The 19436-nt window shown below is 62.6% G+C and carries 18 protein-coding genes; 10 read left to right on the top strand and 8 right to left on the bottom strand.

All coding sequences use genetic code 11. From position 1 onward, the window contains the following. Positions 1 to 51 precede the first annotated feature (51 nt). The 7 genes from thrS to ihfA all read left to right on the top strand — a co-directional run bounded on the left by thrS (position 52) and on the right by ihfA (position 7420). Positions 52 to 1950, top strand: a complete 1899-nt coding sequence (gene thrS, locus U0O11_RS12275) for a threonine--tRNA ligase (protein ID WP_324690319.1) — start codon at positions 52 to 54, stop codon at positions 1948 to 1950. A gap of 34 nt (positions 1951 to 1984) precedes the next feature. Continuing rightward, positions 1985 to 2524: a translation initiation factor IF-3 gene (gene infC, locus U0O11_RS12270; RefSeq protein ID WP_082388253.1), complete on the top strand. Its 540-nt coding sequence runs from the start codon at positions 1985 to 1987 to the stop codon at positions 2522 to 2524. A gap of 100 nt (positions 2525 to 2624) precedes the next feature. After that, positions 2625 to 2819, top strand: a complete 195-nt coding sequence (rpmI, locus tag U0O11_RS12265; protein WP_043335648.1) for a 50S ribosomal protein L35 — start codon at positions 2625 to 2627, stop codon at positions 2817 to 2819. Positions 2820 to 2864: 45 nt separating this feature from the next. Continuing rightward, the gene (rplT, locus tag U0O11_RS12260) at positions 2865 to 3218 is read left to right on the top strand and encodes a 50S ribosomal protein L20 (RefSeq protein ID WP_043335644.1); all 354 of its coding nucleotides are present in this window, start codon (positions 2865 to 2867) and stop codon (positions 3216 to 3218) included. Between the two features lie 358 nt (positions 3219 to 3576). Then, positions 3577 to 4596, top strand: a complete 1020-nt coding sequence (gene pheS, locus U0O11_RS12255; protein WP_166018712.1) for a phenylalanine--tRNA ligase subunit alpha — start codon at positions 3577 to 3579, stop codon at positions 4594 to 4596. A 56-nt stretch (positions 4597 to 4652) separates the two neighbouring features. Then, the gene (gene pheT / locus U0O11_RS12250; RefSeq protein ID WP_324690314.1) at positions 4653 to 7037 is read left to right on the top strand and encodes a phenylalanine--tRNA ligase subunit beta; all 2385 of its coding nucleotides are present in this window, start codon (positions 4653 to 4655) and stop codon (positions 7035 to 7037) included. A gap of 26 nt (positions 7038 to 7063) precedes the next feature. After that, on the top strand, positions 7064 to 7420 hold the full coding sequence (gene ihfA / locus U0O11_RS12245) for an integration host factor subunit alpha (RefSeq protein WP_107336300.1): 357 nt from the start codon (positions 7064 to 7066) through the stop codon (positions 7418 to 7420). A gap of 137 nt (positions 7421 to 7557) precedes the next feature. On the opposite strand, the gene U0O11_RS12240 is transcribed toward ihfA, so the two are convergent. Continuing rightward, positions 7558 to 8952 (bottom strand): TrkH family potassium uptake protein, encoded by a 1395-nt coding sequence (locus tag U0O11_RS12240; protein ID WP_324690312.1) that lies wholly within the window; start codon positions 8950 to 8952, stop codon positions 7558 to 7560. Then, on the bottom strand, positions 8949 to 9602 hold the full coding sequence (locus tag U0O11_RS12235) for a potassium channel family protein (RefSeq protein ID WP_107336302.1): 654 nt from the start codon (positions 9600 to 9602) through the stop codon (positions 8949 to 8951). Before U0O11_RS12235 ends, U0O11_RS12240 begins: the two co-directional genes overlap by 4 nt. 433 nt (positions 9603 to 10035) lie before the next feature. Here U0O11_RS12235 and U0O11_RS12230 point away from each other — a divergent pair, with 433 nt between their 5' ends. Continuing rightward, the gene (locus U0O11_RS12230; RefSeq protein WP_324690310.1) at positions 10036 to 11499 is read left to right on the top strand and encodes a sodium-dependent transporter; all 1464 of its coding nucleotides are present in this window, start codon (positions 10036 to 10038) and stop codon (positions 11497 to 11499) included. Between the two features lie 144 nt (positions 11500 to 11643). Here U0O11_RS12230 and lapB read toward each other — a convergent pair whose 3' ends face one another. The 3 genes from lapB to U0O11_RS12215 all read right to left on the bottom strand — a co-directional run bounded on the left by lapB (position 11644) and on the right by U0O11_RS12215 (position 13667). Continuing rightward, positions 11644 to 12822: a lipopolysaccharide assembly protein LapB gene (gene lapB / locus U0O11_RS12225; protein ID WP_043335632.1), complete on the bottom strand. Its 1179-nt coding sequence runs from the start codon at positions 12820 to 12822 to the stop codon at positions 11644 to 11646. Continuing rightward, a complete protein-coding gene (locus tag U0O11_RS12220) occupies positions 12823 to 13128 on the bottom strand; it encodes a lipopolysaccharide assembly protein LapA domain-containing protein (protein WP_054555462.1) in 306 nt (101 codons plus the stop codon). A gap of 242 nt (positions 13129 to 13370) precedes the next feature. Continuing rightward, positions 13371 to 13667, bottom strand: coding sequence for an integration host factor subunit beta (locus U0O11_RS12215; protein WP_043335630.1), 297 nt, complete (start codon positions 13665 to 13667; stop codon positions 13371 to 13373). Positions 13668 to 13936: 269 nt separating this feature from the next. On the opposite strand from U0O11_RS12215, the gene U0O11_RS12210 reads away from it, so the two are divergent. Continuing rightward, entirely contained in the window at positions 13937 to 14212 is a 276-nt protein-coding gene (locus U0O11_RS12210) for an FAD assembly factor SdhE (RefSeq protein ID WP_043335628.1), read from the top strand. Beyond that, the gene (locus U0O11_RS12205) at positions 14172 to 15074 is read left to right on the top strand and encodes a hypothetical protein (protein ID WP_324690305.1); all 903 of its coding nucleotides are present in this window, start codon (positions 14172 to 14174) and stop codon (positions 15072 to 15074) included. Before U0O11_RS12210 ends, U0O11_RS12205 begins: the two co-directional genes overlap by 41 nt. Before the next feature lie 17 nt (positions 15075 to 15091). On the opposite strand, the gene nadB is transcribed toward U0O11_RS12205, so the two are convergent. From nadB to U0O11_RS12190, 3 genes are all read right to left on the bottom strand, one after another. Further along, positions 15092 to 16798 carry an L-aspartate oxidase gene (gene nadB, locus U0O11_RS12200; protein ID WP_324690303.1) on the bottom strand — a complete coding sequence of 569 codons (1707 nt, stop codon included), beginning with the start codon at positions 16796 to 16798 and terminating at the stop codon, positions 15092 to 15094. Then, positions 16795 to 18114 carry an FUSC family protein gene (locus U0O11_RS12195; RefSeq protein ID WP_324690302.1) on the bottom strand — a complete coding sequence of 440 codons (1320 nt, stop codon included), beginning with the start codon at positions 18112 to 18114 and terminating at the stop codon, positions 16795 to 16797. Before U0O11_RS12195 ends, nadB begins: the two co-directional genes overlap by 4 nt. A 320-nt stretch (positions 18115 to 18434) precedes the next feature. Beyond that, complete coding sequence (locus U0O11_RS12190; RefSeq protein ID WP_324690300.1) at positions 18435 to 19367, bottom strand: peroxiredoxin-like family protein; 933 nt, start codon at positions 19365 to 19367, stop codon at positions 18435 to 18437. Positions 19368 to 19436 lie beyond the last annotated feature (69 nt).

The raw sequence follows: 19436 nt of genomic DNA, 5'->3' as shown, positions 1-19436 counted from the left end.
CGCTTCACGTGACCCTTGGTAAGGGCCACCACTGAACGCAAGGAATTCTTCATGCCTATCGTTACTCTGCCTGACGGCAGCCAGCGTACCTTCGATACCCCGATTTCCGTGATGCAGCTGGCCGAGTCCATCGGTCCCGGTCTTGCCAAGGCCTGCGTGGCCGGCAAGATCAATGGCGTCGAGGTCGATGCCGCTGACATGATCACCGAAGACGCCAACGTCGCCATTCTCACGGCGCGTGATGCGGAAGGCCTGGACGTGATTCGTCACTCCTGCGCGCACCTGATCGGTCATGCCGTCAAGCAGCTCTACCCGGAGGCCAAGATGGCCATCGGCCCGGTCATCGATGACGGTTTCTATTACGACATCGACTTTGGCCGCTCGGTCACCCCGGAAGATCTCGAGACCATCGAGAAGCGCATGAAGCAGCTGATCGACAGCGAGTACGATGTGGTGCGTGAGTATGTCTCGCATGACCAGGCCATGGCCGCTTTCGAGAAGCGCGATGAGCCGTACAAGCAGGAGATCATCGAGGGCATCGGCGAAGGCGACACCATCCGCCTTTACCATCACGAAGAATACACCGACATGTGCCGCGGCCCGCACGTGCCGAATACCCGTCACCTCAAGCACTTCCAGCTGCTCAAGCTGGCCGGTGCCTACTGGCGTGGTGATTCCACCAAGCCGATGCTGACTCGCATCTATGGCACCGCCTGGCCGGACAAGAAGCAGCTCAAGGCCTACCTCAAGCGTCTCGAGGAAGCCGAGAAGCGCGATCACCGCAAGCTGGCCAAGAAGCTGGACCTCTTCCATATGCAGGAAGAAGCGCCGGGCATGGTGTTCTGGCACCCGAATGGCTGGACCATGTACCAGGTGCTCGAGCAGTACATGCGTCGTATCCAGCGTGCCAATGGCTACCAGGAGATCAAGACGCCGCAGGTGGTCGATCTTTCGCTGTGGAAGAAGTCCGGGCACTGGGGACATTACAACGAGCTGATGTTCACCACCGAGTCAGAGAAGCGTGAGTACGCGGTCAAGCCGATGAACTGCCCATGTCACGTCCAGGTCTTCAACCAGGGCCTGAAGAGCTACCGTGACCTGCCGCTGCGTCTGGCCGAGTTCGGCTCCTGCCACCGCAACGAGCCGTCCGGCTCTCTGCATGGTCTGATGCGCGTGCGTGGCTTCACCCAGGATGACGCCCACATCTTCTGTACCGAGAATCAGGTCGAGTCCGAGGCCGAGGACTTCATCCGTCTGACGCTGGAAGTCTACCGTCAGTTCGGTTTCGAAGACGTCGAACTGAAGCTCTCCACCCGTCCGGAATCCTTCATCGGTGAGCCGGAAGCGTGGGACAAGGCCGAAGCCGGCCTGCAGGCAGCACTGGATGCGACTGGCCTGCCGTGGGAGCTGCAGCCGGGTGAGGGTGCCTTCTATGGACCAAAGATTGAATTCTCTCTGCGAGATTGTCTGAATCGTGTCTGGCAGTGTGGTACTCTACAGCTCGACTTCAATCTGCCTGAGCGTCTCAGTGCCCAGTTTGTCGATGAAAGTGGAGAGCGTCGCATGCCGGTCATGTTGCACCGCGCGATTCTCGGCTCCTTCGAGCGCTTCCTCGGCATCCTGATCGAGCACCACGCAGGCGCGATGCCATTCTGGCTCGCCCCGGAGCAGGTTGTCGTAATGAATATCACGGATTCCCAGGCAGAATATGCCAAGGATCTGGTCTCCCGCCTCGAGAAACATGACATCCGTGTCAAAGCAGACTTGAGGAACGAGAAGATCGGCTTTAAAATCCGTGAGCATACTCTGCAGAAGGTTCCTTACCTCATCGTCGTTGGCGACAAGGAAGTGGAAGCTGATGCAGTAGCTGTCAGAACCCGTTCCGGTGAAGACCTCGGCACCATGAAAGTTTCAGAATTCATGGAACGCCTGAAGGAAGAACAGGTCTGACAGTAACGAATTTCAGCCAAACGGAGACGCAACGATCAAGCGGAATAATCAGCGCGGACGCCCCCAGGAAAAGCGGGCTCCCATCAATGACCGTATTCGTGCGGACGAAGTCCGCCTCATCGACGCAGATGGCGAGCAGGTTGGCGTAGTGTCAACCAAAGATGCGCTTGTCAAGGCCGAAGAGGCAGGGCTCGACCTCGTCCAGATTTCCAATGCCGACCCCATCGTCTGCAAGATCATGGATTACGGCAAGTTTCTTTTCGACGAGAAGAAACAGAAGAATCTGCAGAAGAAGAAGCAGAAACAGATCCAGGTCAAGGAAGTCAAATTCCGTCCTGGTACCGATGAAGGCGATTATCAGGTCAAGCTACGCAACCTGACTCGCTTCATCGAAGGCGGAGACAAGGGTAAGGTAACCTTGCGCTTCCGTGGTCGCGAAATGGCGCACCAGGACATCGGCCGCAAGCTGATGGAACGGATCGCCGGCGATCTCTCGGAGCTCGTGACCGTCGAGTCCTTCCCGAAAATGGAAGGCCGTCAGATGATCATGATTCTCGCGCCGAAAAAGAAGTGATCCATAGGCAGTAAAACGGACACATCAGGGTCACGCCTGCGGGCGTGGCTCTTTTTGTCGGCCCTGGATTTTCTCAAGAAACCGAGCGGAGTTAATACTCATGCCGAAGATCAAGACTAACCGCGGCGCTGCCAAGCGCTTCAAGAAGACTGCCAACGGCTTCAAGCACAAGCAGTCCTTCCGTAGCCACATCCTGACCAAGAAGTCGACCAAGCGTAAGCGTCAGCTGCGTGGCATGAAGCAGGTTCACGCTGCAGACAAGGCGCTGATCCAGCGCATGCTGCCGAACCTGTAAGCCGTCCTTACCTCGGTCCAACTTTCTTAATATCAGGAGTACGCTATGTCCCGCGTCAAGCGTGGCGTCGTCGCACGTCGCCGTCACAAGAAGATCATGAAGCAGGCCAAGGGTTACTACGGAGCGCGTTCACGCGTCTTCCGCGTAGCCAAGCAGGCTGTCATCAAGGCCGGCCAGTACGCTTACCGTGACCGTCGTGTCCGCAAGCGTCAGTTCCGTGCCCTGTGGATCGCGCGTATCAACGCTGCGGCCCGCATCAATGGCATGTCCTACAGCCGCTTCATCGCTGGCCTGAAGAAGGCCAATATCGAGATCGACCGCAAGGTCCTCGCCGATATCGCGGTTCACGAAAAAGCTGCCTTTGCTGCCATCGTCGAGAAGGCCAAGGCTGCTCAGTAAGTGACCGGATCAGATGTCGCCCAGTCCCGGCGAGCCGCTCAGGTGGCGAATCGGGCCGTGACTGTCGAATGCTTGCATTGGACAACTCAGGCGGTATCGAGATGACGTGTTACGTCACAGGGGAAGAGCAGCCGCTCTTCCCCTGTTTTTGTTTGGCCTGCCTTCAGAGAACCGGCGGTGGGTCAGCAGCGACATGAACGGGATTGGCCGCGTTGTGGGCCGGTCTCTGGCAAGGGCGCGATCGTCTGTGTGACTCACCGCAGGCGGAGCGCTCTCCCTGCCGACCTTCGGGTCGGCGCGACTTCCATTGGTGGCGGACATTGCCGCGCCAGTGACTCAAGCGATCGGAGCTGAACGGATGGAACATCTTTCCACCCTGGTGGACGAAGCACGCACCGCGATCCAGGCGGCCGAAGACGTCCAGACCCTCGACGAGGTACGGGTACGTTTTCTCGGCAAGAAGGGCGAGATCACCGCACTGCTCAAGGGCCTCGGCAAGCTGTCCCCCGAAGAGCGTCCCAAGGCCGGTGAGACCATCAACGAAGCCAAGCAGCTGCTGAGTGGCGAGTTGGATGCACGTCGCAATACGCTGGAAACGGCGGCGCTCAATGCGCGTCTTGCCGCCGAGCGCGTCGATGTGACCCTGCCGGGCCGTGGTGAGCCGGTAGGCGGCCTGCACCCGGTCACCCGCACGCTTGAGCGTATCGAAAGCTTCTTCTCGCACATCGGTTACGGTGTCGCTGAAGGGCCGGAAATCGAAGATGACCATCACAACTTCGAAGCGCTGAACATCCCGTCGCATCACCCGGCGCGCGCGATGCATGACACCTTCTATTTCGATGCCACGCGTCTTCTGCGCACTCACACCTCACCGGTGCAGGTACGCAGCATGAAGGCCAGTGAGCCGCCGCTGCGCATCGTCTGCCCGGGCCGCGTCTATCGCTGCGACTCCGATCTGACCCATACCCCGATGTTCCACCAGGTCGAGGGTCTGCTGGTCGACGAGAATGTCAGCTTCGCCGACCTCAAGGGCACCGTCGAAGAGTTCCTGCATGCCTTCTTCGAGCGTGATGACCTGGAAGTGCGCTTCCGTCCGTCCTACTTCCCGTTCACCGAACCGTCCGCTGAAGTCGATATCCAGTGCGTGATGTGTGCCGGTGACGGCTGTCGTGTCTGCTCCCACACCGGCTGGCTCGAGGTGATGGGGTGCGGCATGGTGCACCCGGAAGTCTTCCGTCACTCCGGTATCGATAGCGAGCGCTTCCGCGGCTTCGCCTTCGGCATGGGCGCGGAGCGTCTGGCGATGCTGCGTTACGGCGTCAACGACCTGCGGTTGTTCTTCGAGAACGACCTGCGTTTCCTTCGCCAGTTCAGCTAGACACTCATTCACGTATCGCGCCTTGAGGGCGTGAACTTACGGAACAGGACAGCAAGATGAAATTTTCCGAACAGTGGCTGCGTGAGTGGGTGTCGCCGGAACTGAACACCCAGCAGCTTGCCGATCAGGTCACCATGGCCGGTTTGGAAGTCGATGGTATCGAACCGGTCGCCGGTGAGTTCACCGGTGTGGTCGTGGCCGAGGTCAAGGACAAGCAACCGCACCCGGAGGCTGATCGCCTCAATGTCTGCCAGGTGGATGATGGCAGTGGTGCACTGGTGCAGGTCGTCTGTGGCGCGCCGAATGTCGCCGCTGGCCAGAAGGTGCTCTTCGCTCAGGTCGGCGCCAAGCTGCCGGGCGACTTCAAGATTCGCAAGGCCAAGCTGCGCGGTGTCGAATCCCGCGGCATGATCTGCGGTGCCTCCGAGCTGGGTCTGGAAGCCGAAGCCTCCGACGGCATCATGGTGCTGGCCGCGGACGCGCCGGTGGGCCGCGATGCACGTGACTTCCTGAATCTTGACGACAACGCCATCGAGGTCGATCTGACCCCGAACCGCGGCGACTGCCTGAGCGTCAAGGGTCTGGCGCGTGAAGTCGGCGTGCTCAACCGTCTCGCCGTCACTGCGCCGGGCATCGAGCCGGTCGCCGCCCAGATCGACGATACCTTCCCGGTCACCGTCAGCGCGCCAGAGGCGTGCCCGCGCTATCTGGGACGTGTCGTGCGTGACGTCAATGTCGCCGCGACCTCGCCGCTGTGGCTCGAGGAGCGTCTGCGTCGCAGTGGCATCCGCAGCATCGACCCCGTCGTCGACGTCACCAACTACGTGCTGCTCGAACTCGGCCAGCCGATGCACGCCTTCGATCTGGCACGCTTGAACGGCGGCATCGAGGTGCGCATGGCAGCCGCTGAAGAGCCGCTGACGCTGCTCGACGGTCAGGAAGTCGCGCTGCGTGACGACACCCTGGTCATCGCCGACGAGAAGGGCCCGCTGGCCATCGCTGGCGTGATGGGCGGCGAAGGCAGTGGCGTGAACGCCGAGACGCGCGACATCTTCTTCGAGTCGGCCTTCTTTGCACCGTTGAGCGTCGCTGGCAAGGCGCGCAGCTACGGCCTGCACACCGACAGCTCGCATCGTTTCGAGCGTGGTGTGGACGCCCAGCTGCAGCGTGATGCCATCGAGCGCGCGACAGCCCTGCTGCTCGAGATCACCGGCGGCAAGCCGGGCCCGATCATCGAGGTCGCAAGCGACGCAGCGCTGCCCAAGGCCGCCGTCATCAGCCTGAGCGGCGCCAGTGTCGAGCGCACGCTGGGCATGGCGCTGCCGGATGACGAGATCGTCGAGATTCTCGAGCGTCTAGGCATGCAGGTCGCCGCGAATGGCGATAGCCAATGGCAGGTGACGGTGCCGAGCTGGCGTTTCGATGTCAGCATCGAGGCTGATCTGATCGAAGAGCTGGCACGCATCCACGGCTACAACAATCTGCCGGTCAGCCGTCCGAACGCGCGTCTGGCGCCGGCCGTGGCCAATGAGACCACCCAGCCGCTGACCACCCTGCGTCGTCAGCTGGTGGCGCGGGGCTATCAGGAAGCGATCAGCTACAGCTTCGTCGCCCCTGAGCTGCAGAAGACGCTGGACCCGCAAGGGGTGGCACCGGCACTGGCCAACCCGATTTCCAGCGACATGGCCGTGATGCGCAGCTCGCTGCTGCCGGGGCTGGTCAAGGCGCTGAGCCACAACCTCAATCGTCAGCAGTCGCGCGTGCGCCTGTTCGAGACCGGGCTTGTGTTCCGCGGCGAGCTGGACTCCCTCGAGCAGGCGCCGATGATCGGCGGCCTGATCACCGGTGCCCGTCTGCCGGAAGGCTGGAATGGCGGTCGTGACAAGGTCGACTTCTTCGATCTCAAGGGCGATGTCGAGGCACTGCTGGCACTGGGCGGCAATCTGGATGCCTGGCGCTTCGAAGCCGCCGAGCATCCGGCACTGCACCCGGGCCAGTGCGCTCAGCTGTTCTTCAATGGCGAGCCGGCGGGCTGGATGGGTGCCCTGCACCCGGCGGCGCGCGCCGAGCTTGGCCTGAAGGTCGAGGTGTTCGTGTTCGAGATCACGCTGGCCGCTGCCTGCGCTGGCCGTCTGCCGCGCTTCGCGCCGCTCTCCAAGTATCCGGAAGTGCGCCGCGACCTGGCCTTCGTGGTCGAAGAGGGCGTTCACGTGCAGTCGCTGCTCGACGCCATCCGCTCGCAAGCCGGTGAATGGCTGACGGACCTGCGCCTGTTTGACGTCTATCAGGGCCAGGGGGTAGCCGATGGTCACAAGTCGCTCGCCCTGGGCTTGACCTGGCAGCATCCTTCGCGCACGCTCAATGATGAGGAAATCAATCAGTTAGTCGATGCGATCGTCACCGATGGCCACACACGTTTCGGGGCGGCGCTGAGAGCATGAGTCGCCACTTGAACGAGGGAGCGGACATGGGAGCGTTGACCAAGGCGGAACTTGCCGAGCATCTGCATGCAGAACTCGGCATGTCCAAGCGCGAAGCCAAGTCGATGGTAGAGGTATTCTTCGACGAGATTCGCGGTTGCCTGCGGGAAAATGAACAGGTGAAGCTGTCCGGTTTCGGCAACTTCGATCTACGTGACAAGCGCGAGCGTCCGGGGCGCAATCCCAAGACAGGCGAGGAGATTCCGATCTCCGCGCGTCGCGTGGTGACATTCCGCCCAGGTCAGAAGCTCAAGGCCCGAGTGGATGAGTACGACGGCGAGACGCACGCACATCAGCGTCTTGAAGAGCATGATGACCACGATGATCATGATGATGATCACTGAGGTCATTGCCTGACCTCACCCGCCGCTCCCTGAGCGGGTGACCATGCTCACGAAAGCCCCGACGCCCTGCGTCGGGGCTTTCGTCGTTCTGAGGCGTCGTTCTGAGGCGTCGTTTCTTGTGTTATCGCTGTGCGCCATCAGCCGATCGAAAGCTCGGTACGCGCATAGCTGATGCCGGGGCGGCTGCGGGTCGCCAGCAGGTAGCCGAGGGCGAGTGGCCCGGTGCGGCCCAGCAGCATGGTCGCGATGATCAGCAATTGCCCGCCGGGCGAGAGCTCGGGCGTCAGGCCGTGGCTCAGGCCGACGGTGCCGAAGGCCGAGACGGTCTCGAAGGCCAGCGACAGGAAGGCGTGGTCCGGGTCGGTGATGGTCAGGCCGAACAGCATGCTGAAGATCAGCAGCATCGCCGCCAGTGCCACGGCGATCGACTTGAAGACGGTGTCATCGCCGATGCGGCGGCCATGCAGGGTGGGGGAGGGCTCGCTGCGCAGAAAGGCGCGCGTGGTCAGCAGCAGCACCACGAAGGTGGTCAACTTGATGCCGCTGGCCGTCGAGCCGCTGCCGCCGCCGATGAACATCAGCGCCATGGTCCACAGGGTCGAGGCTTGTGTCATCTCGGCGGAATCGATGACGCTGAACCCGGCGGTGCGCGGTGTGATGGCCATGAAGGCAGCGGCGAGCAGGCGTTCGCCATGACTGGCCATGGCGCCCAGCGTGCCGGGGTTGCGCCATTCAAGCGCCAGTATCACCACCAGACTCAGCAGGTTGAGCGCCACGGTGGCCTCGATCACCAGGCGTGTCTGCACCGAGAAGCGTGACGGCTGCAGCAATACGCGCCAGCCATGTTGGCGGCGCCGCTCGCGCAGCTCGCCCATGACGGCAAAACCGATGCCGCCGGTCATGAACAGAATGCCGATCACGCCGCTGGTCAGGGGGTTGGCCGCCTCACGCATCAGGCTGTCCGGCCACAGGGTGAAACCGGCATTGTTGAAGGCCGAGACCGAGTGGAAGAGGCTCAGCCAGAGCCCCTCCTGCCAGCCGTACTCGGGCACCCAGTCCAACGCCAGCAAGGAGGCGCCTGCCAGCTCGAGCGTCAGCGCAAAGGCGGTGATGATCTTGAGCAGGCGGCCTATCTCGCGTGAGCTGCTGCGATTGAGCGCCTCGCGCAGCAGGCTGGTCTGATGCATCGGCAGGCGCTGGCCCAGCATCACCAGCGACAGGGCGGCGATGGTCATGAAGCCGAGTCCACCGAGCTGGATCAGTATCACTACGACGGTCTGGCCCGCGAGGGTGAAGTCGCTGAGCGGAGTGACGGAGAGTCCGGTGACCGTGACGGCAGAGGTTGCGGTGAACAGCGCCGACAGCCAGCTCAGCCCTTGCTGGTGCATGCCGGGCAGTTTCAGCAGGCAGGCGCCCAGCATGCCGAGGCCCAGAAAGCCGCTCAGCAGAATCTCCGGCGGCGACAGATGGATGATGGGCCCGCGTGGACTGCGGGTCAGGGGGCGGAGATAGCGCCGGTAGCGCTGCCTCATAGATGTGCTCCCAGCTTGCGCAGCGCGCTCAGCTCGCCGATCAGGACCAGATGGTCACCGGCGGACAGTCGCGTGCTGCCGGAGGGTTGGCGATCGAGGGTCTTGCCCTTGCGCAGCGCGATCACGCTGATGTCGTCATCGATGGGCAGCTGATCGAGCTGCTGGCAGTCATCGCCCAGTCGTGCACTGACCTCCAGCTCGACCACGAACTGGTGATCGCCGAGATGGATGAAGTCGACCATGGCATGGTAGGCGAGGCTTTCCGCCACGCGCACGCCCAGGTCGTACTCCGGATGCACGATGTGGTCGACACCCAGACGACTGAGCAGCTTGTGGTGTGCATCCGAGGTGGCCTTGACCCACAGCTCCCTGGCGCCGAGCTCCTTGGCCAGCAGCGCGCAGATCAGGCTCTGTTCCATCGAGTCGGCCAGATCGATCAAGACGGCGTCGTACTGCTCAAGCCCCAGCTCCTGCAGGGCATGTTCATCGGTGGGGTCCGCGATCACGGCCTGGTTGAGCAGGTCTGCCACGGCATTTAGGCGCTTCTCATCGGCATCCACGCCGAGCACTTCATGGTCATGGCGCCTGAGCTCCCGCGCGACGGTGCTGCCGAAATAGCCCAGTCCGATAACCGCGAATTGACGATGCATGACGACTCCTTGTCTGCGCTGCTGGGTGAGACCAGACGCTCTTTGTCCAGAAGCTCTCTGGCCAGGCACTCTCAGGCCCAGCCCTCTCTAGCCAGAGCGTTCCGGTCTGCGTCTCTTGAATGAGCCTACTCCAGTGATGCGGTGATGTCGGGTCCTTTTGCGGCGCGGTGCGTCTCAGGCGAGGTTGCTTGTCAGGCTTGGGAAGCAGGTATCGTTTCAAATGTTACCAATTTGAAGCATCTAATGTAGAGTGATTGCCGTCGTGTGGTGATGGCGTTTTCGCAGACGAATTCTGAGGGAATCGTGGTGATTTTCGATGGGAATCGCGGACGAACCTGCTTCATATCAGTAAAATGATCTGTGTGAGCACCCAAGGCGGCCAGGCGTTGCGTCGATCACCACTGGCTCACAACAATAACTCGTAAGGTATTCCATGACGGCAAGACAGCAACCCAAGAATCTCTGGTTCAGTCGCTGGGGCTTCATCCTTGCAGCTACCGGTTCCGCGGTAGGACTGGGCAATATCTGGAAGTTTCCCTATATCACCGGTGAGTACGGCGGTGGCGCCTTCGTGCTGGTGTATCTGGCCTGCATTCTCGCCGTGGGCGTGCCCGTGATGATGGCGGAGATCGCCTTCGGGCGGCGCGGGCGCGGCAGCCCCATCGAGGCGATTGCCAATCTGGCGCGTGAAGCGGGGGCCAGTCCGTTGTGGAAGGTCTTCGGCTGGATCGCGATGCTGGCCGGCTTCATGATCCTGTCGTTCTATGTCGTGGTGGCGGGGTGGTCGTTCAGTTACCTGTGGAAGATGGCCAGTGGCGCGCTGTCCGGACACAGCGTCGCGGAGCTGGGCGCCATCTTCGAGGCCGGCAACGCCAACCCTTGGGCGCTGGGTGGCTGGGCCACGCTGGTGACGGTGGTGACGATGCTGATCGTCGGGCGCGGGGTGCAGGAAGGCGTCGAGAAGAGCGTGCGCTGGATGATGCCGGGCATGGTGATCATGCTGCTGATCATGATCGGCTATGCCCTGACCTCGGGCAACTTCTCGGCAGGCTTCCACTTCCTGTTCGATTTCGATGTCACGCGCTTGAGCAGCGAGGGGGTGCTGGCCGCGCTGGGGCATGCCTTCTTTACCCTGTCGCTGGCCTCCGGTGCCATCCTCACCTACGGCTCCTACCTGCCGTCGGGCACTTCCATCGCCCGCACCACCTTCACGGTGGCGATCGCCGATACCCTGGTGGCGCTGATGGCGGGACTGGCGATCTTCCCGATCATCTTCGCCAATGGCATGGACCCGTCCTCCGGGCCGGGGCTGATCTTCATGAGTCTGCCGGTGGCCTTCAATCAGATGCCCTTCGGACAGCTGTTCGGGGTGCTGTTCTTCGCCATGCTCTCGATCGCCGCCCTGACCTCCGCCATCTCGATGATCGAGGCGACCGTCGCCTGGCTGAGCGAGAACCGCAACATGAGCCGCACCAAGGCCTCGTGGCTGGCCGGCAGCGTGCTGTGGCTGGTGGCGATGTTCGCGATGCTGTCGTTCAATCTCGGCGCGGACTGGACACTGGCCGGCAAGCACTTCTTCGACTGGCTCGATTACCTGACCTCGCGCTGGATGATGCCGATCGGTGGCATCGCCATGGCGCTGCTGGCCGGGTTCGTCTTCAAGAGCAGCATGCTGCGCGATGAGCTGAATCTGAGCGACGCCGGCTATCGTCTGTGGCTGTTCATGATTCGCTATGTCAGCCCGGTCTGCATCCTGGCGATCTTCGTCGATGCCCTGGGCGTCGCAGAGCTGTCATTCGACGACTGGCCGTATTTCGTGGCCGTCATCCTGGCAGCCTGTCTCGTGGGCGAGCTGCTCTCGCCGCGCCTGCGCGAGCGTGCCGCCGAGCAGGGCTGATATGCTCGCTAGCGTCAGTTCGATAGCGCCAAGCCCGGAAGTCATGAAAGCGGCATGAAAAAGCCCCCTGCAGCGAGCTGCAGGGGGCTTTTCGTTATGGTATCTGTGGTCTGGCTGCTGGTATCTGTGTGCCAGCTGGCGCCGTTACTCGCCTTCCAGGCCGGTGATCGGCTTGACCGTGCCCCAGTGGCGGCACTTCGGACATTGCCAGAGCAGCATCGAGGCTTCGAAGCCGCAGCGATGACAGCGATGGCGAGGACGCGCCTGGATCAGTTGCTGGGTATGACGCTTGAGCAGATTGAAACGCTCGGTCTCGCGCTCATCGGCATCCAGCAGGTAGAGATCGAGCAGATAGTCGACGCCGCGCAGGCTGGGGTGACGATGCAGCTGCTCGCTGGCGAAGCTGGCAGCGGCCTCGACGCCCTCGCGGCGCTCGATCAATTGCGCAAGGCTGATGACTGTCGTGGTGTAGGGCGCGCGCTCGACTTCCTGATGCAGCAGGCGTACCAGGCCGCTCTCGTCATCCAGCATGCGAAAGGCATTGCCCAGTGGCTCGAGGATGATGGGGGTGAAGCCGGTGTCCTGACGTGGAATGCGCTGCAGCAGGCGGATGCACTGCTTGTAGTTGGCATGATCGAATTCGATCTCGGCCAGCATCCAGTTGGCGCGGACGCATTTCTCATCGGTGGAGAGCGCCTGCTTGAGGCGCTTGCGGGCCATCGCCTGGCTGCCTTCGGCGATATCCAGCGCGGCCAGTTCGCAGTGCCAGTGGGCCGCCGCGCGGCGGATGCCGCCTTCCTGGCGCAGAATGGCGTGGGCGACTTCGAGTGCGGCCTCCCATTCGCGTTCCCGCTCGAGGAGGTCGATCAACAGGCGGCGGCCGGCACGCCGATGGCTGTCGTGCTGCGCTTGCTTGAGGAGGGTTTCCAGCAGCTTCTCGGCGCGGTCATAGACACCGCTGCGCATGAAGTCGCGGGCCAGTTCCAGCTGGACACGCTCGCCCTGTTCGCTATCCAGGGCAGGGCGGGCCAGCAGGTTCTGGTGAATCTTGACGGCACGATCGACTTCGCCGCGACTGCGATAGAGATTGCCCAGCGCGATGTGGGTATCGACGGTGTCGCTGTTGACTTCCAGGGCCTGAACGAAGGTTTCGATGGCACGATCAGGCTGCTCGTTGAGCAGATGATTGAGGCCGACGAAGTAGTCGCGGGACAGGGTGGCAGGAGCCGGTGCTTGTTCATCGGGGCGACGATCACGCCGCCCCAGCCAGAATCCGATGGCGATGGCCGCCATCAGCAATCCCAGCAATATCAGATCAGGCATTTATGCCACTTCCTTGATCTCCTGGATGCGCAGTTGGTCCAGTTCCTTGCGTTGCTGCTGGTTGCGACGCTGGGCACGGGTCAACAGCGTGCGCAGGCGCAGGTACATGCCGGTCATCGCAACCATGCCAAGCACGACGCCGACGGCCAGCGAGAACAGCAGCCACATGGAAAGGGACGCAGCAGGCAGCTCTACCCAGATGAGGTCGAGGGGCACGGCTTGCTGGTTGTGAACGGCAAAGAGAATACCGACCAGCAGGACGATCAGCAGGATCACGGCCAGAACGAGACCTTTTAGCCAACGCATAACGGTTTCCTTGTCATGAAATGCAGTCGTGAATCATCTGGGAGCGAGTGTATCACTGCCCATCGCGCGAGTCTTGGCGGCGACGCCGTGAGGTGGGTGGCTGTCGTCTCTGGCATGACGGCTTGAGCAGATGTCGGCCGGCGCTGAGCCAGCCGGCCCCGTCACGCCGGGTCTTGCTCTGCGGGCAGCGCTGTCAGTCAGCCGCGCCGTCGTCTTCAGCACTGTCATCGGTCGCGCTGTCGTCAATACCCCAGGGCGCGACTGGCATCGACCTGCTCGCGCAGCTCCTTGCCGGGCTTGAAGTGGGGGACGAACTTGCCATCCAGGTCCACCGGCTCACCGGTCTTGGGGTTGCGCCCCAGTCGTGGCTCACGATAGTGCAGCGAGAAGCTGCCGAAACCGCGAATCTCGACGCGACCGCCGTGGGCCAGGGCGTCTGTCACATCATCGAGGATGATGCGAACCGCGGCCTCTACATCCTTGAGCGACAACTCAGGCTGTCGCATGGCTATCTGTTCGATCAGCTCGGACTTGGTCATCGGATCTCTCCATGCCTGCACCTTTCTCGCGAAAGGCGTTCGTGATGCGGCAGCCGGGCGACCTCTTGTCACCGGACAGGCACACGCATCCTTGTGATTGTTATCTCCTCAGCATAATGGGCAAATCCTGAGAAAACAACGCACTAGGGACATCATTGCCGATCACGGCACGGATTGCCAATTCCTGCCCGAGCAACGGGTCAACGGATGCCGCTGACGCCCCCCTCGGGTATACTGCGCGCATTGATGTGACGACTGAGGTTCAGGCAATGGAAGATGTGATTCGCAAGCGGCTTCATTGGCATTCGCGTCGCGGCATGTGGGAGCTCGATCTGCTGCTGCTGCCGTTTCTGGAGCAGCGTTTCGACGCCTTGAGCGAAGACGACAAGGCGCTCTATGTGCAGCTGCTGGCCGAAGAGGATCAGGATCTCTTCGTGTGGCTGATGAAGCGCGACCCGTGCGGCAATGCCGAGTACCAGCGCCTGATCAACATGGTGATCGCCAATGCCGAGAATGGCGAGCGCGATCAGTTCAAGGGCCTCTAGACAGGCGTTCGCGACCCACGCCAGCCTGCGCGTCGGGCTGTTGGCGGCGAGTCTCGCCTTGTGGGTCTGGCTTGCCGAGCTGACGACTGGCCAGTTGGTTGTCAGTACCTGGTGGACCTGTCAGTGGCAATATCTACGCAATGCCCTGCCTTTCGAGGCGGGGCATTGTGCGTTTGAGGGGCCCGCTCAGCTGCCGGATGGCGTCATGGCGCTGCTGAGCGTGTTGGGGCTGGGCTGGCTGCTGCAGGCCGTAGAGCTGGTGTCGTGGTGGCGCCAGGCTCGGCGGCGCCTCAAGGACCCCGAGGCGCGAGTCTGGCTGGCCCTTGGAGGCAGTCTCTGCGCCGATGCGGCGCTTGCCAGCGGTGGCCAGGCGCCAGTGCCGGAGAACGAGGCTGAAGCCAAGACCGAAGCCAAGACCGAAGCCAAGACCGAAGCAGAGAGCGAAGCCGAGACCGAAGCCAGCGACACCCCGCCTGCGTCAGAGGCGCGCCATCGTCATCCGGAGATGCAGCTCTGCTGGTGGTGGGCCGATGGTGCCTCACGCAGCTGGCAGCCCGTCAACGTGCGCTGTCTGTGGTGCTCACCACGTCTGCTGGGGCTCGAGATCTCGCCGCAGGGCTTCGGGCCACAGGGAGTGGGGCCACAGGGGATGGAGCTGCAGGGCTTGAGAGCGCAAGGCGCGGGCCAGCAGTACCTGAAAACCCAGCGGGTATGGCTGTGGCCGGATAGCGCCTCCAGCGAAGACCTTCACCAGCTGCGGCTGTGGTTGCTGTGGCCGCCCTTGCCGCATGGCTTGCCGCGTCAGCCGCCGCCATTGGAGACCCTGCGGCGCGTCGCTGCCCAGGGCTCCCGCCCACGCTGAGCCTTCTCAAGAGCTGCTCAGGTCGCGGCAGCGAAGGCCGAGAGCCGAATGACGCTATCGCGGGCACGCGGCGCCGGCATCGGGAAGTCGCGGATGAAGTGCAGGCCACGTGACTCATGGCGCTGATGGGCGCACAGCAGCAGCAGCGGTGCCAGCGTCAGGGCCTGATAGAGCGCAAGATGATCGAGCCCTGCACGCGGCGCTGAAGCTTGCCTGTGCTGCTCGGTCTCCGTCGTTTGCCCCGCCTCCAGCGAGACCCACTGCGCTATCTGCTTCAACGCCTCCCTCAGGCCGTGCTGGCTACGCTCGATCCCCGCTTGCAGACTCATCAGCTGGCGCAAGCTTTGCAGGCGCGTGCGCGCCTCGTCGGCGCTCAGGCGCATCACGCAGCGCCAGACCTGACCATTGTCGGCAAGCTGTGTGAGCAGGGCGGCGTGTTGCGGCATCAGCGAGTCGAGCGTGCTCATCAGGCGTGGCTCGTCGGTGCGGCGCGGCTGCCCCAGCGCTTCACCACAGGCGCGCGCCTGTACCAGGCACTCGAGCAGCGAGTTGCTGGCCATGCGATTGGCGCCGTGCAGGCCCGTGCAGGCGACTTCGCCGATGGCCCACAGCCCGGGCAGGTCGCTGGCGCCATCCAGCCCGGTGGCGATGCCGCCGCAGCTGTAGTGGGCGGCAGGGACGACGGGAATCGGTGCATGACGAATATCGATCCCGCGTGCCAGGCAGTGCTCGGCGATGGTCGGGAAGTGATGCTCGATGGCCTCGGCCTCCAGCGCGCTGATATCCAGACAGACATGCTCGAGGCCGTGCGTGCGCATCTCGGCGAGAATGGCACGTGCCACGACATCACGCGGCGCCAGCTCCAGACGCGGATCATGATCGGCCATGAAGCGATGTCCATCCGGACGCAGCAGCAGTCCCCCTTCGCCCCGCACCGCCTCAGAGATCAAAAAGGGCGTGCCATCGGGGTCATACAGGCAGGTGGGATGAAACTGCTGGAACTCCAGGTTCATCAGGCTGGCGCCGGCGCGGGTCGCCATCGCCATGCCATCACCGACGCTGGCGCTCGGGCTGGTGGCGTGAGCGAACAGGCCGCTGGCGCCGCCGGTGGCCAGTACCAGGTCATTGGCCGCCAGCCATTGGCGCTGGCCCGTGCCATCCATCACCCACAGACCGCTGGCGCGACCCGCATTGACCGCGATGTCGACGGCCAGCAGGTCTTCGAGAATCTCGATGTTCGGGTGGGCTTCGACGTGGGCGCTGAGCGTATCGAGCAGCGCTCGCCCGGTGGCGTCGGCGGCATGGATGATGCGGCGGCGTCCATGCCCGCCTTCACGGGTGAGGTGGAAGGGGTAGCTGGCGTCGGCGTCGGCCGGGGTGAAGGGCACGCCAAGCGCGATCAACCATTCGATGGCCTCCCGCGAGTGACCGACGGTGAAGCGCACCGCACGTTCGTTGCATAGGCCATCGCCGGCAATCAGGGTGTCGGCGACATGGGATTCCACATCGTCCTCGGGCGCCAGCACCGCCGCGATACCGCCCTGCGCCCAGCGGCTGGCGCCCTGTGCCTCACGCGCCGGACGCAACAGCGTGACGCGGCGGGTGCGCGGGCCGGCTGGCAGGCGATTGGCGAGGCTGAGTGCCAGGGTCAAACCTGCCGCGCCGCCACCGACGATCAGCACGTCATGCTGGCTTGCGGGAGTCACTCCGGATACTGAGTTCATGTGTCTTTCCTGGCAGTCTCATTGCCGGCCGAGTCCGGCTGGTGCCTGTCGTGGCGGTCTGGCTCATCGCTGCTGTTGTCACTGATGCTGTCATCACTCGCCGGCGCTTTGCTGGCCGGTGCTTCGCTGACCGAAGAGTGTTGCTTGCCAGCGCTGTTCTCGCGCCTGGTGGGGGCTGCCGTATCGCCCGGTGTCGGATCTTCCGGCAGGAACAGACGGCGTGCATCACTGATCAGGCCATGGCCCGGCAGGCGGCGTTGCAGGCGCTGGCTCGGCAGGCGCTCCAGCAAGGCAAGACGCTCGCCCAGCGCTTCGGTCAAGCGTGCCAGTTCGCGGTTGAGCCACAGGTAGCCTGCCGGGCTGAACAGCGCGCGGCCGTTGCGGCTCTCGACATTGCGGACATCGGCATAGCGTTGCAGGTCGAAGGGCGTCACCGTCAGTTCGATGCTCTGGCCGGTGCGCACCTGAAAGGCCAGGGTCCCCAGGGCGCGGGCCAGACGATGCTGGGCATCGCGCAGGCCATCCAGCCCCTCGATGAATTCATGCCCCTCGCGGGTGTTCCAGTGGGTTTCCTGCAGCAGTTCGATGGTCGAGATCATGCGGCGCTCGAAGGACAGGATTTCCTCGATGTCGGCACGATTGATGCGGCCTTCCTGAGCGACGGCATCGACCAGTCCGCGCTGCTTGACCAGCTGTGCCGAGGTGGCACGCACCAGCGCGAGCCCCTCATTGACGCCCTCACGCTCGGCCTTGGTATGGCCGTGGTAGAGGCGTGCCAGCTTGTCGAGGTTGTCGGCCAGCAGAAAGCGGAAGACGTCCGTCGCCTTCTGGGGCAGCAGCACCATGCTGACCACGATGCTGATCAGGGTGCCCAGCACCACATTGAAGACACGCCACAGCCCGATGCCGAGATCATGATTGCCATCACCGATCACCATCAGCAGCGTGACGCAGAACAGCAGCGAGCTGTAGCCATAGCGATTGCTGAAGGTGGCATTCAGCGCCAGGGCGATGCCGACGATGCTCCAGAAGGGCACCACGCCGGGCAGAGGCTCGGCGACCAGAATCAATATCAGGCCCCACAGGCCGCCAAGCAGGGTGCCGACCAGACGTTGCCAGCCCTTGTCGATGACACCGCCGACGTGGGGCAGGTTGCCCATGACCATCACGGTACTGACCAATGCCCAGGAGCTGTGCGGCAGGCTGAACAGTTCGATGATGGAAAAGCACAGCGTCAGGGCGACGGTCACGCGCAGGATATGCAGGCGCTGGCGGTGCAGATAGGTGAAGTAAGGGTTGTGCGAGAACCATTTCATCGGGCGTATCTCACTGTGCTTGTCATGAGGAAGAGGCTACCCGAGGGTGAAGGGGTTCAGTCATCGTGACCGAGAATGAGGTGAACATCTGGAGCGGCAGGGTCCCGTTGCTGGAGAAGATGAGGTGGTGGTCGACATTGATGGAAATGCAGTGGAGGCGTGGTATCTCCACTGCGCTGCTGATTCAGGCTCGAAGTGGCTCAAGGCTGTCGCGGTTCAAGACTGAAGTGATTCAAGACTGCTGCCTCTCGCGCGGGAGATATTACCCCAGACGCCGGCGGTGGCAGGCGTCTGGGGAGCCTCAAGTGCCTGTGAGGGTGTCAGGCGAGCTCTTTCAAGGCGTTGACGATATCTGCGGGTTCCGAGCGTGTCCGGTAATCGACATCGACGTGACGCCAGCTCACGGTTCTGTCCTGTGCGATGACGAAAGTCGCCGGGATGGGCAATACACTGCCATTACCGTTGTTGATGGCATCCAGATCGAGTTCACGATCCACGCGCATGTGTTCCATCAGATAGTCCGGCACCTTCCAGGCGACGCCATAGCGAGAGGCGACCTCTGCGTCCTGGTCTGACAATACGTGGAACTTCATCTCATCGATCTCGGTGGCGGAGAGCGAGTCATCCGGCACCTGTGGGCTGATGGCGACCAACTGTGCGCCGTGAGCGCGAATGTCTTCGAGTCGCTCATTCAGGGCTCTCAGCTGCAAGCTGCAGTAGGGGCACCAGTCACCACGATAGAAGGTGACCACGACCGGGCCTGATTCGAGCAATTCCTCGAGAGACACTGCCTGGCCTGCGGCGTTGGGCAGCGCGAACCCGGGTGCCTTCTCGCCCACGGAAAGAGCATTCGCACCCTGTTGCAAAGCCTTGGCGTTTTCGATGATCTCATCGACATTCTTCATGAAGTCAGGCTTGGCCTGGCGCCCAGCTTCAACCTTCGCTTCAGTCTGCTCTTTCAGGCTTTTCATGCTGTCCTCGCTAAGGTGGTAGTGGGCCGCTGGAAAGGGCCAGCCATAGGCCCTCGCAAGCTCGGTAGTGTAACCGAGGCCCCGTCTTGCGTAACAGAGGATTGGTGACAAGCCATCTCGCAAGCGTGCGTCCGTGCCGTTGCAGGGCGGGTGATGACGGAGCCCGGCAATGAATGTGTAATTGTTATTGATAATCACTACCATCAAGCGGCTTGATTGGTATCCTGTACGTCCCCAAGTGATCATCAGGGGATCGAAGCTGGCGATCAGGTCATTGATCAATTATTGCCAGCCGCCCATCAGTGACGCCAGCCAGGTGCGACGTCATATGCAACAGCACAGGGAGACAAG

This window comes from Cobetia sp. D5 (assembly GCF_035666195.1).
In the GTDB taxonomy this organism is placed as follows: Bacteria; Pseudomonadota; Gammaproteobacteria; order Pseudomonadales; family Halomonadaceae; genus Cobetia; species Cobetia amphilecti.
Note: the sequence above shows the minus strand (reverse complement) of the source record. Positions and strands in the feature narration are given on the sequence as shown.